This is a genomic window from Pseudomonas sp. NFACC56-3 (assembly GCF_900100025.1).
Lineage (GTDB): Bacteria > Pseudomonadota > Gammaproteobacteria > Pseudomonadales > Pseudomonadaceae > Aquipseudomonas > Aquipseudomonas fluorescens_AA.
In genome coordinates this window covers 30,867-45,150 of the sequence record NZ_FMTK01000017.1, presented here as the reverse complement: position 1 = coordinate 45,150, position 14,284 = coordinate 30,867, and the positions used below count along the sequence as shown (strand labels likewise).

At 60.9% G+C, this 14,284-nt stretch carries 14 protein-coding genes; 4 read left to right on the top strand and 10 right to left on the bottom strand.

The window, feature by feature from the left end; genetic code table 11:
* Nucleotides 1-35: 35 nt before the first annotated feature.
* Together BLO80_RS20780 and BLO80_RS20775 are read right to left on the bottom strand one after the other, a co-directional pair.
* Nucleotides 36-662: a glutathione S-transferase family protein gene (locus BLO80_RS20780; RefSeq protein WP_092330842.1), complete on the bottom strand. Its 627-nt coding sequence runs from the start codon at nt 660-662 to the stop codon at nt 36-38.
* A 125-nt stretch (nt 663-787) separates the two neighbouring features.
* A complete protein-coding gene (locus tag BLO80_RS20775) occupies nt 788-1,690 on the bottom strand; it encodes a LysR family transcriptional regulator (protein ID WP_092330839.1) in 903 nt (300 codons plus the stop codon).
* A 336-nt stretch (nt 1,691-2,026) separates the two neighbouring features.
* Between BLO80_RS20775 and BLO80_RS20770 the strand changes: the two genes are divergently transcribed.
* A complete protein-coding gene (locus BLO80_RS20770; RefSeq protein ID WP_175459529.1) occupies nt 2,027-4,240 on the top strand; it encodes an LTA synthase family protein in 2,214 nt (737 codons plus the stop codon).
* A gap of 51 nt (nt 4,241-4,291) precedes the next feature.
* Here the strand turns inward: BLO80_RS20770 and BLO80_RS20765 are convergent, their stop codons facing one another.
* Entirely contained in the window at nt 4,292-5,281 is a 990-nt protein-coding gene (locus BLO80_RS20765) for an aspartate-semialdehyde dehydrogenase (RefSeq protein ID WP_092330834.1), read from the bottom strand.
* Between the two features lie 131 nt (nt 5,282-5,412).
* On the opposite strand from BLO80_RS20765, the gene ftrA reads away from it, so the two are divergent.
* The gene (ftrA, locus tag BLO80_RS20760; protein ID WP_092330831.1) at nt 5,413-6,438 is read left to right on the top strand and encodes a transcriptional regulator FtrA; all 1,026 of its coding nucleotides are present in this window, start codon (nt 5,413-5,415) and stop codon (nt 6,436-6,438) included.
* Here the strand turns inward: ftrA and nudK are convergent.
* The 4 genes from nudK to BLO80_RS20740 are packed head-to-tail and all read right to left on the bottom strand — an operon-like array spanning nt 6,395 to nt 9,755.
* Nucleotides 6,395-6,991 carry a GDP-mannose pyrophosphatase NudK gene (gene nudK, locus BLO80_RS20755; RefSeq protein ID WP_092330828.1) on the bottom strand — a complete coding sequence of 199 codons (597 nt, stop codon included), beginning with the start codon at nt 6,989-6,991 and terminating at the stop codon, nt 6,395-6,397. The two genes, ftrA and nudK, sit on opposite strands and share 44 nt — an antisense overlap.
* A gap of 42 nt (nt 6,992-7,033) precedes the next feature.
* A complete protein-coding gene (nadE, locus tag BLO80_RS20750; RefSeq protein ID WP_092330826.1) occupies nt 7,034-7,867 on the bottom strand; it encodes an ammonia-dependent NAD(+) synthetase in 834 nt (277 codons plus the stop codon).
* Nucleotide 7,868: 1 nt separating this feature from the next.
* Nucleotides 7,869-9,098, bottom strand: a complete 1,230-nt coding sequence (gene pncB, locus BLO80_RS20745) for a nicotinate phosphoribosyltransferase (protein ID WP_092330824.1) — start codon at nt 9,096-9,098, stop codon at nt 7,869-7,871.
* Between the two features lie 9 nt (nt 9,099-9,107).
* Nucleotides 9,108-9,755 (bottom strand): nicotinamidase, encoded by a 648-nt coding sequence (locus BLO80_RS20740; protein WP_092330821.1) that lies wholly within the window; start codon nt 9,753-9,755, stop codon nt 9,108-9,110.
* A 182-nt stretch (nt 9,756-9,937) separates the two neighbouring features.
* On the opposite strand from BLO80_RS20740, the gene BLO80_RS20735 reads away from it, so the two are divergent.
* Nucleotides 9,938-10,495, top strand: a complete 558-nt coding sequence (locus tag BLO80_RS20735) for an adenylyltransferase/cytidyltransferase family protein (RefSeq protein ID WP_092330819.1) — start codon at nt 9,938-9,940, stop codon at nt 10,493-10,495.
* Nucleotides 10,485-11,192: an NUDIX hydrolase gene (locus BLO80_RS20730; protein WP_092330816.1), complete on the top strand. Its 708-nt coding sequence runs from the start codon at nt 10,485-10,487 to the stop codon at nt 11,190-11,192. Before BLO80_RS20735 ends, BLO80_RS20730 begins: the two co-directional genes overlap by 11 nt.
* Before the next feature lie 248 nt (nt 11,193-11,440).
* Here the strand turns inward: BLO80_RS20730 and BLO80_RS20725 are convergent, their stop codons facing one another.
* From BLO80_RS20725 to BLO80_RS20715, 3 genes are all read right to left on the bottom strand, one after another.
* Nucleotides 11,441-12,748, bottom strand: a complete 1,308-nt coding sequence (locus BLO80_RS20725) for an MFS transporter (RefSeq protein WP_092330813.1) — start codon at nt 12,746-12,748, stop codon at nt 11,441-11,443.
* Between the two features lie 144 nt (nt 12,749-12,892).
* Complete coding sequence (locus BLO80_RS20720) at nt 12,893-13,516, bottom strand: N-carbamoylsarcosine amidohydrolase (protein WP_092330811.1); 624 nt, start codon at nt 13,514-13,516, stop codon at nt 12,893-12,895.
* A gap of 11 nt (nt 13,517-13,527) precedes the next feature.
* The gene (locus BLO80_RS20715) at nt 13,528-14,280 is read right to left on the bottom strand and encodes a maleate cis-trans isomerase family protein (protein ID WP_092330808.1); all 753 of its coding nucleotides are present in this window, start codon (nt 14,278-14,280) and stop codon (nt 13,528-13,530) included.
* Nucleotides 14,281-14,284 lie beyond the last annotated feature (4 nt).

Genomic DNA, 14,284 nt, shown 5'->3' with positions numbered 1-14,284 from the left:
CGACAGTGAAGATCCCCCTCACCACCGGGTCTGTTTCAGGCGTGCTTTTGCAACCCGGCAACCGTACGCGGCATGCCCACGAACCCGGGCAAGGCTTCGATCCGCGCCAGCCAGGCCCGCACATGGGCATAGTCCTGCAGCGACACATTGCCTTCCGGTGCGTGGGCGATGTAGCTGTAGCCGGCGATGTCCGCGACAGTCGCCGTATCACCCGCCAGAAAATCACGACGGCTCAATTCCTGATCAATGACTTTCAGCACAGCGTGGGAACGGGCAATCACGTCCTCGGCGTTGTAGGCCGCGCCAAACACCGTGATCAGTCGCGCCGTGGCCGGCCCCGCATGGATCGGCCCGGCCGCCGCCGACAACCAACGCTGCACCCGCGCGGCGCCGACTGGATCGGTGGGCAGCCAGCGGCCCTTGCCATATTTGTGTGCCAGGTACACCAGGATCGCGTTGGAGTCCGCCAGCACCACGCCGTCATCGTCAATGACCGGTACCTGGCCAAACGCATTGAGCGCGAGGAAATCCGCCTGTTTGTGCGCGCCCTTGGCCAAGTCGACGAAGACCTCTTCGACCGGTAGCCCGAGCAACGAAAGCATCAATTGAACGCGATGGGAATGGCCGGACAGCGGGAAGTGATAGTGCTTGATAGGGTTCATGGTCGACTCCGCAGGAAGTGACGCCATCAGCACAACGGCGTCGATGGAGTCATCTTCCGCTCCGGACCAAAACAAGAGAATCACCCAGAAATGCAATCCATTATTTCAACCAGAGAAACAATGCTTCAGCCGCTCAAGGCCGGATGTTCGCGCAATGCACTGACGACAAAATCGACAAAACTGCGGACCCGCGCTGGCGCATTGCGTCCGCCCTGGTACACCACATGGATCGGCAGAGGCGGCAATTCGAAATCGGCCAGGACGATTTCCAGTTCGCCGGCGGCCACGTTGCCCGCCACTTGGTAAGACAGGACTCGCGTCATTCCCAACCCCTGGCAAGCGGCGGTGATCGCCGCCTGGTTGGCGGTCACCACCAGCCGAGGCACGGGCCGGACGGCCAACGCTTGGCCTGAGTCGATGAAGGTCCAGCTTTTGACCTGGCCAATGGCCGACGACGCGACCACGGGCATTCGCTCCAGGTCATCCGGATGCCGGGGCCGCCCGTGGCGTGCGAAGAAGTCCGGGGAGCCGCACACCACTCGTCGTACTTCGCCGACCCGTACCGCGTGCAGGTTGCTGTCCGGCAGCTCGCCAATGCGCAGGGCAACGTCGATGCCCTCCTCCACCAGGCTGACCGTGCGGTCCAACAACAAAGCGTTGATGCTGACCTCGGGGAACCGATGCAGGTAATCCACCAGCAGCGGCGTCACGAACGACTGACCGAACAGCACCGGCGCGGTGATCGTCAATTGCCCCCGGGGCTGGACGTGGCTGCCAGCCGCTGAATCCTCGGCTTCCTGCAAATCGCTCAGGATCCGCCGACAGTCATCGAGAAAGCGCTGACCGGCTTCGCTCAGGTACACATTGCGGGTGGTGCGTACCAGCAATGGCGTGCCGATGCGTTGTTCCAACCCTGCCACCGCCCGCGTGACGCTGGCCGCCGACAGGCCCAGGCGCCGCGCCGCCGCCGAAAACCCCGACTCCTGGGCCACGGCGAGAAAAACCTGCATTTCCTGGAACCTGTCCATCCATCCCCCGATGAGAAATCCTGATACAAGTTTTTCCGCGCACCTCAAAAGCAGCGCTGCGCCGCCATTGTAGAGGCCTGCGCCAGTGAACCACAGCCTAGCGCAGCCGGACACCGGGACATTGGCCCGACCCGCGGCGATAGCCCTTGGTACCATCCCTGCTCATGACAGTTTCATGACCGAAGGAAGAACCTTCTGTGGGAGCGAGCTTGCTCGCGATGGCGTCAGTCAGTCACACGCCATATGGACTGACACACCGCTATCGCGAGCAAGCTCGCTCCCACAGGGTAGGTGTGTCGTTCAATGGATTGGCTTCAACTGAAAGGCCCGTTTCTCGTGAATATCATTTATCGCGCTTCAACCCACCCCCGCGCCGCCCTCATCACCCTGATCGGCTGCGTATTACTCGTTCCCATGGGCCTGCGTCTCGCCCTGGGCTGGTCCGACCCGCTGGGCTATCTGTCGGACCTGGGCGTCGGTGGGTTACTGATCGCGTTGCTTTACCGTCGCCCCTGGTGGCTGGTACTGCCGGTATTGCTGGCCTGGAGCACATTGACGCTGGCCAGCATCGAATTGGTCAGTGCGGTGGGGCGGATGCCCAATCCTTCGGACATTCATTACCTGACCGACCCGCAGTTCGTTGAAAACTCCACCAGCGGCGGCTTCGCCCATCCGTGGCTGGCCGCGGTCCAGTTGGCCGCGCTGGCGCTCTGGCTGATGGCCCAATGGACCAGTCGCCCACACCCGGCACCACGCTTGCCTCGTCACGCCTGGGCCGTGCCCGTGTTGCTCCTGCTGAGCCATGGCGCGCTGCAAGCCTGGCGTCCCAGTGAAGCGGACCAATGGAACGTGTTCAACCTGCCTCACCAACTCGTCACCGCAGGTATCGCCGCCGGGCAGGACCAAGCCCGGCAATGGCTCGACGGCGATGCCGTGGACCCCGCCCCGCCCATGGCAGGGCTGACCCGCCTGGACCTCGATGGCAACAGGCTGCTGGCCGAACCGGGGCGTGCGCGCAACGTTCTGGTCATCGCCCTGGAGGGGATTCCCGGCGCCTACGTGAGTGCCAACCGCCAGGCCCTGAACAGCCGCTACCAGGAAAACCTGATGCCCAACCTCAGCGCCTGGGCCGAGCGTGGCATGAACACTCCCGATTACGTCCTGCACAGCCACCAGACCATTCGTGGCTTGTACGCGATGCTGTGTGGCGACTACGACAAGCTCGACGACGGCACACCCAAAGGCGTCGAAATGCTCAACCAGACCCAGCGCAACCAGGCTTGCCTGCCGGCCCAGTTGCGCCAGAACGGCTTTTCCACGCATTTCCTCCAGGGCGCGGGCCTGCGGTTCATGGCCAAGGACCGGATCATGCCGCACATCGGCTTTGACACGACCCTGGGCATGGAGTGGTTCACCCGGCCTGCCTACCTGGAGTTTCCCTGGGGCAAGGACGACAAGACGTTCTTCGAAGGGGCGCTGGACTACGTCGGGCAACTGCAGCAGGCGGACAAACCGTGGATGCTGACCCTGCTGACCGTGGGCACCCACCAACCCTACTCGGCACCGGATGACTATCTGCAACGCTACGACACCGCCAAGCAGGCGGCGGTGGGTTACCTGGACGATGCGCTGGACAACTTCCTGTCAGGCCTTGAGCGCCAGGGCATCCTCGACAACACCCTGGTGGTTATCACCTCGGACGAATCCCATGGCATCGACGATGTGCGGCTGGCCTCGTCCTGGGGGTTCAACCTGACGCTGGCGCCGGAACCGTTGCCCCGGATCAAGTCAGGCACCTACGGGCATGTGGACCTCACCGCCTCGATCCTCGACTACTTCGGCTTCACGGTGCCCACATCGATATCCGGACGCTCGATGTTCAGGGACTACCCGACGGGCCGGGAAATCATGTCGTTCACCAATGGCAAGTTGCGCTACCACGACGGCAAGGGCACGTTTACCGAATGCGATTTCCTCCAGCATTGCCGTTACTACAGCAGCGAAGGTTTCATCGCCGACCGCGCCACCTATGGCGGGCAATACAGCGGCCAGCGCGCCCGATTGATCAGCGCCCGGGCCACGGCCCTGGACCAGACCCTGTTGCGCACGCCCCTGAACCAGCACTATCAGTTCGGCAGCGCCGATAAAATCCCGCTACCGGCCCAGGTCACCAATGACTGGACCGACAACCTGATCGGCGCCCAATACCTGGAAATGCCCAAGGGTTCACAGACCCGCGTCAGCCTGACCATCCGCGCGGTGGAAGCAGACCATGCCGCCTACATTTCCCTCAAGGCCAAGGAGTTCGAGCAGGATGTGCCAATGGACCTGCCGACCGAGGTGGCGGTGACACCCGACCAGCCGTTGGTGATGAACATCAGTTTCGACAACCCACAGCAGCGCAAGGCGTTCTCCTTCCATCTGCTCGGTCATGGCGTCGGCGCCATCGAGATCAGCGACTTCAGCGTCGTGACCGAACTGCCGGACCAGACGGACCAGCCACAATACCTGGACGATATGCAGGAAGACCGCGAGGCCCAATCCAGTTGAAAAAACGCGCAACCATGGCTGCGCGTTCCAAATGTTCGAGCCCGGGCTTGATCAAGACTTGATCAATTGCATGATTTCGAATGCGTTCAATGCCGCCCCCCGCAGTAACTGATCGCCGCTGATGAACAGGTCCAGCCCGTGCTCGCCGTAGATCAGGTTGTAGCGAATCCGCCCGACTTCCACCGCATGCTTGTAGGTGGACGTCATGGGCATCGGATAAGCGCCGAACTCGGGCTCATCCACCACTTCAACCCCCGGTGCCGCACGCAACAATTCACGCACCTGCGCCAATGACTGGATGGGCTTTTTGAACCGCAGGCTCAGGCTCTCGGCATGGGAGCGCAGGGTCGGCACCCGGACCGCGGTCGTACTGATCGCCAACGTCGGTTCATCGAGCACCTTGCGCAATTCCCAGACCACTTTCATTTCTTCACGGGTGTAGCCATTGGCTTCGAACGAGTCGACCTGGGGAATCACGTTGAAGGCCAGGTTATGGGCGAAGTGCTCGCTGTCATCGCGGTCGCCATAATCACTGAAGGACTTGGCCTTCTCTCGCAGCTCCAGCATCGCCGGCTGCCCCGCACCGCTGGCCGCCTGATAAGTGGAAATGATCGCGCTCTCCAACCCGAAGGCCTGATGCAGCGGCCCCAGCACCATCAGCGCAATGGCCGAGGAGCAATTGGGGTTGGCGATCAGTTTTTCGTCCTTGTAACGCTGACCGTTGATGGGCGGCACCAGGAGCGGAATCGCCGGGTGATAACGGAAGGCCGAGGAGTTATCGATGACGTAGGCGTTTTCAGCCAGACGCTCGCCATACTCCAGGGCGAAGGCCCCGGAGACACACAGGAAGACGATATCGCACGAGGCGCAACCCTCGACCGAAAAGGCTTCGATCAGGTGCTCGACCCGACCCACCTTCAAGCGCTTGCCCGCCGAACGGCCAGAGGCCATGCAGACCACTTTGTAATCGGTATTTTCAAGCAATTGCAGCATGGTCATGCCCACTGCACCGGTGCAGCCCACCACGGCGACTTTCTTCATTTCACGTCCCTTATCCACCTTTGCAAAGGCTTAACCGTCTTGGTTTTCCTGATTGCCTGCGATCGATTGTAGGGAGACGGGCCCGTCCGCTACAGTGCAGCGCAAGACAACAAACGGTGGAATCACGCCAAATGCACGCTCACCCCGGAACCGTGGCGATCCTCGTTTATGAAGGCCTGTGCGTATTCGAGTTTGGCATCGCCCTGGAGATCTTCGGCCTGCCTCGTCCGGAGCTGAATGTAGCGTGGTATGACCATCAAATCGTCGCCGTCGATCCAGGACCGATGCATGCGCTGGGCGGCCTTCGGATCGCCGTCGACGCGGGGATCGAAGCACTGGACAGCGCGCGAACCATCATCATCCCCGGCTGGCGCAACCACCATGCAGCCCCCCCTGAAGCGCTGTTACAAGCACTGCGCCGCGCCCACGCCCGCGGCGCACGCCTGCTGTCGATCTGCTCGGGGGTATTTGCCCTGGCCGCCACCGGGCTGCTCGACGGCAAGAGCGCGACCACCCATTGGCAATTCTGCGCAGAACTGGCCGAGCGATTCCCGCTGATCAAGGTCGACCCGAACGTGTTGTATGTCGATTCCGGGCCATTGATCACCTCAGCCGGCAGCGCAGCGGGCATCGACGCCTGCCTGCACCTGATTGCCCGGGACTTCGGCACGCATATCGCCAACTCCGTGGCCCGTCGCCTGGTCATGGCGCCGCAACGGACCGGGGGCCAGGCCCAGTTCATCATCGCTCCCGTGAGCAAGTCGCCACGCAACGAACTGACCCGCATCCTGCAGTGGCTTCGCGAGCATCTGGATCAGCCCCTGAGCGTCGGCGACATGGCCGCGCGCGTCGCCATGAGCGAGCGCACCTTCCTGCGGCGCTTCGTCGAAACCACCGGCCTGCCGCCCAAGACTTGGCTGCAGCAAGAGCGCTTGAACCGGGCACGGGAGCTGCTGGAAAGCACCGACCAGAGCATGGCCGGCATCGCCCAGGCCTGCGGCTATCGGTCGGTGGAGAGTTTCCGGGCGGCGTTCCGGAACGCTGTCGGTTTGCCGCCCACCGCCTATCGCGAAAGATTCGGCAGCGGTGCGGTCCGCCCACAGCAAGCCTGGGCTAATCCAGCAAGCGATGCAGCTTGGCGTACTGCAACAACATGATGGTCTTGCCGTCGCAGATCTCTCCGCTCTCGATCATGCCCAGGGCCTGGTCGAGGGACAGTTCCAGCACTTCGATCTCTTCGCCCTCGGCTTCAAGGCCACCGCCTTCGTGCTGCTTGTCTTCGTCGAAATATTCGCCGACGAAAAAATGCACCCGCTCAGTCACCGAGCCCGGGCTCATGAAGGCGTCGAACACCTTGCGCACGTCCTGGACGATGTAGCCGGTTTCCTCCTGGGTTTCCTTGCGGATGCAGGTGTGCGGGTCGTCGTTGTCCAACAGGCCGGCGCAGGTTTCTATCAACAGGTCATCGTGCCCGTTGACGAAGGCCGGGAAGCGGAACTGCCGGGTCAACACCACCGTTTGCTTGGCCTTGCTGTACAGCAGGATGGTGGCGCCGTTGCCCCGGTCATAGGTCTCGCGCGTCAGTTCGCGCCATTGGCCGTTGCGGCCGAGGTAGTCATAGGTGGTCTTGCGCAGCACGTACCAATCGTCCGAGAGGACTTCGACGTGCTTGATGCGTACGCGATCCTTGATGCTGATTGCCTGTGTCATTTACCCACTCCGTTCAAAGCCAAAGGTCCCATTAGAACCCTATTACAACGATGCAGGGACGCGTGGCAATGCGCGCTTGTGGGCTGTCTTGAGGTAGGCGCGTTCAATGATCTGGCGCGCCTGGGGCGACACCTCTTCGCCCATCAGGTACGCATCGATTTCCTCGTAGCTGCAGCCATACGCCACTTCATCCAACTTGCCGGGCGCCAGGTCTTCCAGGTCCGCGGTCGGCGCCTTGCGCACCAGGTGCGCGGGGGCACCCATCGCGTCGGCCAACAACCTCACCTGGGTCTTCGTTAGCCCGGACAACGGTGCCAGGTCGCACGCGCCGTCGCCGAACTTGGTGAAAAATCCCATCACCGCCTCTGCCCCATGATCGGTGCCCACCACCAACCCGTTGCTCAGATTGGCAATGGCGTATTGCGCCAGCATCCGTGCCCGGGCCTTGGCGTTGCCTTTGGCAAAGTCGGTGAGTTCGGCCGAAGGCTGCAAGCCATCGATGGCGATACTGCCCATCAGCCCATCGACGCACGCGGCGATGTTGCTGGTGGTGATCACGTCCGGCCGGATGAAGTCCAGGGAAGCCTGGGCGTCCTGCTCATCGGCCTGGGCCTTGTACGGCAGCCGGACGGCGATAAACCGCGCCGCGTAGTCTTCACCCCGCAGTTGCTCCACCGCCAACTGGCAGAGGCGGCCGGCAGTGAGGGAGTCGACGCCGCCACTGATCCCCAGGACCAGGGACTGGCAACCCGACTCGCGCAAGATCTGCTTTATGAACTCGACGCGGCGGGCAATCTCGGTTGCTTCGCCGCCCCGAGTGAGTTGGCGGTCGATGCCCAGTTCCCGGGCAATGCTCTCTTGCTGAAACGAAGTCATATCAAGCTCCCAACTGTGGATTGATCAGGGTGACGTTGAACACTTGGGCGGCGTACCGCAGAAACGAGGCATCCTCGCAGACGTTCTTGATCGGATCGTCGGAGAACTTCACCACCGGCTCGCCATGGACCCGCACCAGTTTCATGACGATGCTCAGCGGTTCGACACCGTCGACATCGCAAGCCAGGCTGGTGCCCATGCCAAACCCGAATTTGGCCTTGCCACGAACATGCCGCAGGATCGGCAGGCACTTTTCGAAGTTGAGGCCATCGGAGAACATCAGGTCCTTGGTGCGAGGGTCGACACCGAGTTCCTGGTAGCGCCCCAGCACCTTGTCGGCCCAGACGATCGGGTCACCGGAGTCCTGGCGCAGGCCGTCATAGAGCTTGGCGAAGTACAGGTCGAAATCCTTGAGGAAAAAGTCGGTGCTGATGCAGTCCGTCAGGGCGATACCAAGCCGGCCGCGGTACTCGTGTACCCAGTTTTCCAACGCCGCGTTCTGGCTCTCGCGCAAGCGCCCGAGTTGCTGGTGCACCATCAGCCACTGGTGGGCCATTGTGCCAATCAGGGGCAGATCGAACTCGTACGCCAGGTGAGCGTTACTGGTGCCGACAAAGACCCCAGGAAAATCGCTGCGCATCACATTCACCACTTCACGCTGGGCCCTGAACGACAGCCGCCGCCGGGTGGAGAAGTCTGAAACGCGAAACTCGGTGAGTTCTTCACGACTGGCATTTTTCTCCAGCCATTCGAACTTCTGGTACAGCTTGCGGGTGACGTCGGCCAACTCGACCTCGGGGTATTTCTCGCGGTTGCGCAATTCGCTGACCATCGCCAATACCGGTTGCTCGAACATGATGCAGTGCAGCATCGGCCCACGGACGCGGATGTGCAGTTGGCCATCGACTTCCGAAACGTGGATGTAGCGCAAATTGAAGCGAAACAGGCCGAGAAACTGTTCGAAGTCCGGGGTCAGGTACTCACGGAAACGCTTGTTGAACAGAAACCGCTGCTCTCCTTCGCGCAACTGCAACCCGGCGAGCTTTTCCAGCTCGACACGAATGTCCGGAATCAGGTGACCGAGCCGCTCCTTGGAACGCACGATGAACTGGTATTCCACCTCGACATTCGGGTGCTGGTGCAAAACCGCCTGCATCATGGTGAAGGTGTAGTAGTCGGTATCCAGAAGACTCTGGATGGTGCCGCTGCTTGAATCGAATGCACTGTCCATGTCTTTTCCTTATGCGTTTGCCAGGCGGATGGTTTCTTCGCGGGTCGCGGCAACCGAGATCCCCGCTTGCTGCATGTCTTGGATGGCCTGAACGGCCCCCTCCTCACTGATGGCCCGGCAAGCCGGGAGGTGAATGATCACCTTGAAGCCGGCGGCGGCCAGTTGCAGAGCGGTGGTCTTGACGCAGAAATCCAGCGCCAGCCCGCCGACAATGACCTGCTCGACCCCCAGGCCCCTCAGGTATTCGATCACCCCGGTGGACAGCTTGCCGTGCAGGTCGTGGTAGCAGGCGCCGTACGGGTGCAAATCCGGCTCGACACCCTTCCAGACGAAATAGTCGTAGTCGTAGGGGGTCGGCAGTTGATCCAGCAGGGCGAAACCTTCGGTACCAGGAACGCAGTGGCTGACCCAGGTGATGTCGGCGTGCTCGAGCCCGGTGGGCACGAACATCTGTGCGTGATCGGCGACCACCCATGGGGCCAGGGGCGAATGAGCGTCCTTGCTGCCGATACGGAGGCTGGCCAGGGACGCGATGAAGTTCAGCTCACCGGCAATCTGGTCACCCCCCGGCACCGGCAGCTCATCGGGGCATAGCGGCGTGAAGCTCTTTTGCGCATCGACATCGAAGGAAGCGGTTTTCCGGGTCAGGCTGTTCATGCTGGTTTTCTCCTCTTTCATGGTCACGAGAGTACACAAGGTGTACTTTCATAACAAGCATTCGTAGAAAATATTTTTGATGCGTTCTTTCTATCCAATCCAAATAGCGCGACAGAAAGCAGGTTTCCACAGAAAAGATTTTACTGATAGAGTACATGTCATGTACTAACAGAGAATGAGCCATGTTCGAGATAGCCCTTTATGGCGGCGCCTTCAATCCACCTCACGCCGGTCATGCCCAGGTGATGATCGAGGCCTCATGCCAGGCCAGGCGCGTGCTGGTGGTCCCAAGCTTGCGGCATCCCTGCGGCAAGCAAATGGTCGACTATGAAGTGCGCCTGAACTGGCTAGAAGCGATCGTCGAGAACGTTCAGCCGCTGTGCCGCGCCGAAGTGCGTGCAAGCCGGGTGGAACAGGTCGTGGCCCGCGGCGTTGAAGGCGCGATCTACAGCTACACCCTCCTCGCTCATCTCGCCGACAGCCTGGCCCTGGACGGCAAGCGGATCGCGTTGGTGGTGGGCCAGGATGTCGCGGATCAGCTACCGACCTTCTATCGCGGGCAGGAACTGCTGGAGCGTTTTTCCATCCTTCGCGTGGAGGAAAAGATCCACGTGCGCAGCACGGTGGTTCGCGAACGACTGGCCTTGGGCGAGCCGCTTCCCAGCGACTGGATGGCGCCCGGCATGAACCCGTTAAACTATGACCTTTACGCTACCCATGGAAATCGACATGCCCACTAGCACAGCCCCCACCCGCGGTTACCTGCACACCATCGACCTCTGTGTGCTGCGCTTCTGCCGGGAGACCCAGGCGCTGGAAATCCTCCTGAACCGACGGGAAACCGAGCCGTTCGCCGGCCATTGGGCGCTGCCCGGGATCGTGGTCAATGGCGGTGTCGAAGATCTCACGCTGAACGACGCCGTGGAGCGCCTGCGTAGCTCAAGCAAAGTGGGCATGCCGCTGGCCTGGATCGAACAGGTCGGCACCGTCGGCGACGCGTTCCGCGATCCGCGCTGCTGGTCATCCTCGACGTTCTACCTGGCGATTGTCAGCGAGGCGGTCCAGCTCGCCGAACACCAGGGGTTTTTCCCCCTCAAGGATGTCGCCGACGCCTCGATCAAACTCCCTTTCGACCACAACAGCCTGGTGGCGGCGGTCCAGGAGCGGTTGTTGTCCAAAGCCCTCTACAGCAGCCTGCCGCTGATGTTCCTGGGCCCGGAATTCAGCGCGCCGGAAGCGGTGAGCATTTTCTCCGTGGTGCTCGACCGCCCGGTGCTCAAGACCAGCATGCGCCAGCGTTTGCTGAAGATGACCGAGGCGGGTTATTTGCAGGAAACCGGCCGCAAGAAAAGCGGCGACGGCGGCCGCCCGCAACGCACGGTGGAAAACCTCAAGCCGGCCAGCGTTTACCTTTTCGATCGTTGTTTTCTCGAGTAAGGCTTAGGGGGCCAGCGCAAATGCTGGCGCCATTCGCTGCTGCTCCCTGAAACCGACTCCTTACAAGAGAACGTGAAAGTATTTTTTCATATTTAAGAAATAAATCGAAAAATACCTTCTCGTCCAAATTCTGGTTTCTCAGGAATCTGCGCAGATGGCTGGACGAATGATGAAGTAGGATCGAAGCCGAGCTTGAAATCCTGGCACCAAAGCCCGCGCGATCAACAGCACGTCCGGAACAAAGGCTTTTAGCGGTTCACCACTTTCGCTGGCAGCGCGATCACCAGCAAAGAGCTAAGCAACAGGCATCCGGCAAAGATGCACATAGCGATCTGCGGGCTATGAAAATGATCCATGACCACGCCCATCAGCGAATTGCTGACCAGCCCAGCGATGTTGGCCACTGAACAAGCCAAAGCAAAGCCGGTAGCCGCTGCGGTTCCCTTGAGAAAGGTAGCCGGCAGGCTGAAGAACACAGGTACTGCGCCAATGATCGTCAGCGAGGCAACGGAAAACAGCAGCACCGTAACAGCGACGTTCTGAGTGAAAAAAGTGCTCAGGAACATCGCCGCAGCGCCAATTATGAATGGAACGATGATGTGCCAGCGACGCTCGCGATGCTTATCGGAGCTTGCGCCGATGGCGAGCATACCGATCAGCCCCGCAAGACTTGGGATGGCAACCAACAAACCTATCTGGCTAGGGTTGGTGACACCCGCGGTCTTTATGAAACTCGGCATCCAGAAGCCCATGGCATAGGCACTTAATAGGATCGAGAAGTCGATACCGCCGAGCATCCAGACTTTAAGGTTGAAGAAACCTTCGCGAAACGAATGCCCGCCTTTGTTCTCACTGTTGTCCAGACGCAACACGCCTTCGAGCTCGGTCTTTTCAGTCTCGCTGAGCCACTTGGCCTCGCGAATGTTGTTGGGCAGGACGAAGAAGCACAAAAAGCCCAATACGACTGTGGGAATCGCTTCAATGAAGAACAGCCACTGCCAGCCAGCGAAGCCGCCGACGTTGTTGAAGTTGCCCATGATCCAGCCTGACAGCGGGCTGCCGACCAGAGTCGACAAAGGCAAACCGATCATGAACAGGGCAATGATGCGGCTGCGCCGATATGACGGGAACCACTGGCTCAGGTAATACAGCACGCCCGGCAGAAAGCCGGCTTCGGCAGCCCCGAGCAGAAACCGCAGGGTGTAGAACTGCCACTCGTTGGAGACAAACATCGTCAGGCCGGAGAGCAACCCCCAACTGATCATGATCCGCGCAATCCATAGACGCGCGCCCACTTTTTCCAGGACCAGGTTGCTGGGTACTTCAAACAGGATGTAACCGACGAAAAACAGCCCTGCTCCCAGACCGAAGACGGTTTCACTCATGTGGAGCGAGTCAAGCATCTGTAATTTCGCGAAGCCGACGTTTATACGGTCCAAATAGGACGCTAAGTAGCAGAAGCACAGGAACGGGATGATGCGCCAGACGATCTTGCGATAGGTGTCCGAATGACTGAGGTCTATCGCACCGGGGGCTTGTGTATTGCTGAGTGACATGATGCTACTCCTGATTCTGCCGCAGCAGCGGCGCGCAATGGCATATGTTTGAATCGGTAGTCAGGAAGTCGAGGCTCTAGCGGCCCTGTCTATTATCGGAACCCGTCTCTTTTTGGACGGCTGTTACGCTTGGGGTCACTCGATCTATCGGTGCAAGTAATCAATGGCTTCGGCTCTAGTGACAACGTCACCATATTTGTTGTCGATATCGAACAGATTTGCCTCGTGGGGCGCCTGGTGTCGGTCGCCTACGCATTCACGTACCACTATGCCGCGCAAACCATGCTGTACGGCGTCCACCGCAGTAGCGCGTACACAGCCGCTAGTGGAACAGCCAGCCATGATCAAGGTATCGATGCCCAATGCCTGCAGCATGGGTGCCAGGCTGGTACCGAAGAAGGCGCTGGCGTACTGCTTGGTCAGCACCACTTCGCTCGGCAGCGGCAGCACTTCAGTACAGAAGGCGGCCAGGGGATTGCCCTCGACCATGTCCTTCATCACCGGCGCCTTCTGCACCCACATGCCGCCGTCGGCGAAATGCCCGGGGTGGTAGCGGATGTTGGTGTGGATCACCGGAATGCCCTTGGCCCGCGCGGCGGCCAGCAGTTCGACGCTATGGGCCACGGCCTCGACCACGCCCGGCGCGTACAGTGGCGCGCCTTCGGTGGTGTAGCCTTGCATGAAGTCGATCAGCAGCAGCGCGGGGCGTTGGCCGAAGCCGACGCGGTTGCCCCAGACGCCGGCGTAGTTGTCCTCTGCGGTGGTCATGGCGGAACTCCTCAGTACGCGCCGGACAGCAAGGCACCGGCGCCGGGCACGATCGGCTCCAATTGCAGGGCCTTGAGCATGGCATAGGTGGTGGCGATGGCGGCGGTGAGCACCGGCTTGCCGGTTTGCGCCTCGACCTTGGCGACGGCACCCAGGGAAGGCATCTGCACGCAGGCCGAGAGCACGATGACATCGACGTCGGTCAGGTCGAGGCCTGCGACGATGCCCGGCAGGTTAGCCGGGTCATGACGGGCCACTTCAAGGTTGTCCGGAATCTCCAGGGCATGCCATACCTTGACCTCGATGTCTTCGTGCTGGATGTAGTCGACGACCAGTTCGGTCAGCGGCTTCATGTACGGCGCCACAAGGGCGATACGCTTGGCGCCCAGCACCTTGAGGCCGTCGACCAGGGCGCCGGCGCTGGTGATCACCTTGGCCTGGGAGTCGTTGTCCATCACCACCTGGCCCAGGCGCTGCTGGGATTCACGGTGGTAGCCGCGGCCCATGGCCATGATCGCCACCAGGCAGGCATAGCCCAACACGTCGACGCGGGCGTCGGACAACTCCAGAGCGCAGCGGTCGGACTGGGCGTCCATGGCCGCCAGCTCTTCCTTCTTCACGTGCTTCATGCGCATACGAGCCGAGTGGTAGGTGAAGCGCTCGGGGCGGATCGACTGGCGCGCAGTGAGCATCGCCGGTATCTCGGTTTCCATGGTGGTATTGGAGCTCGGCACTATCTGGCCGATACGGTAGAGCTTAGTCATGTCG

Excerpts from the sequence above, each read along its gene's own strand:
- BLO80_RS20780 (WP_092330842.1), bottom strand. The coding sequence starts at position 662 with ATGAACCCTATCAAGCACTATCACTTCCCGCTGTCCGGCCATTCCCAT.
- BLO80_RS20775 (WP_092330839.1), bottom strand. The coding sequence starts at position 1,690 with ATGGACAGGTTCCAGGAAATGCAGGTTTTTCTCGCCGTGGCCCAGGAG.
- BLO80_RS20765 (WP_092330834.1), bottom strand. The coding sequence starts at position 5,281 with ATGAAGAAAGTCGCCGTGGTGGGCTGCACCGGTGCAGTGGGCATGACC.
- ftrA (WP_092330831.1), top strand. The coding sequence starts at position 5,413 with ATGCACGCTCACCCCGGAACCGTGGCGATCCTCGTTTATGAAGGCCTG.
- nudK (WP_092330828.1), bottom strand. The coding sequence starts at position 6,991 with ATGACACAGGCAATCAGCATCAAGGATCGCGTACGCATCAAGCACGTC.
- nadE (WP_092330826.1), bottom strand. The coding sequence starts at position 7,867 with ATGACTTCGTTTCAGCAAGAGAGCATTGCCCGGGAACTGGGCATCGAC.
- pncB (WP_092330824.1), bottom strand. The coding sequence starts at position 9,098 with ATGGACAGTGCATTCGATTCAAGCAGCGGCACCATCCAGAGTCTTCTG.
- BLO80_RS20740 (WP_092330821.1), bottom strand. The coding sequence starts at position 9,755 with ATGAACAGCCTGACCCGGAAAACCGCTTCCTTCGATGTCGATGCGCAA.
- BLO80_RS20735 (WP_092330819.1), top strand. The coding sequence starts at position 9,938 with ATGTTCGAGATAGCCCTTTATGGCGGCGCCTTCAATCCACCTCACGCC.
- BLO80_RS20730 (WP_092330816.1), top strand. The coding sequence starts at position 10,485 with ATGCCCACTAGCACAGCCCCCACCCGCGGTTACCTGCACACCATCGAC.
- BLO80_RS20725 (WP_092330813.1), bottom strand. The coding sequence starts at position 12,748 with ATGTCACTCAGCAATACACAAGCCCCCGGTGCGATAGACCTCAGTCAT.
- BLO80_RS20720 (WP_092330811.1), bottom strand. The coding sequence starts at position 13,516 with ATGACCACCGCAGAGGACAACTACGCCGGCGTCTGGGGCAACCGCGTC.
- BLO80_RS20715 (WP_092330808.1), bottom strand. The coding sequence starts at position 14,280 with ATGACTAAGCTCTACCGTATCGGCCAGATAGTGCCGAGCTCCAATACC.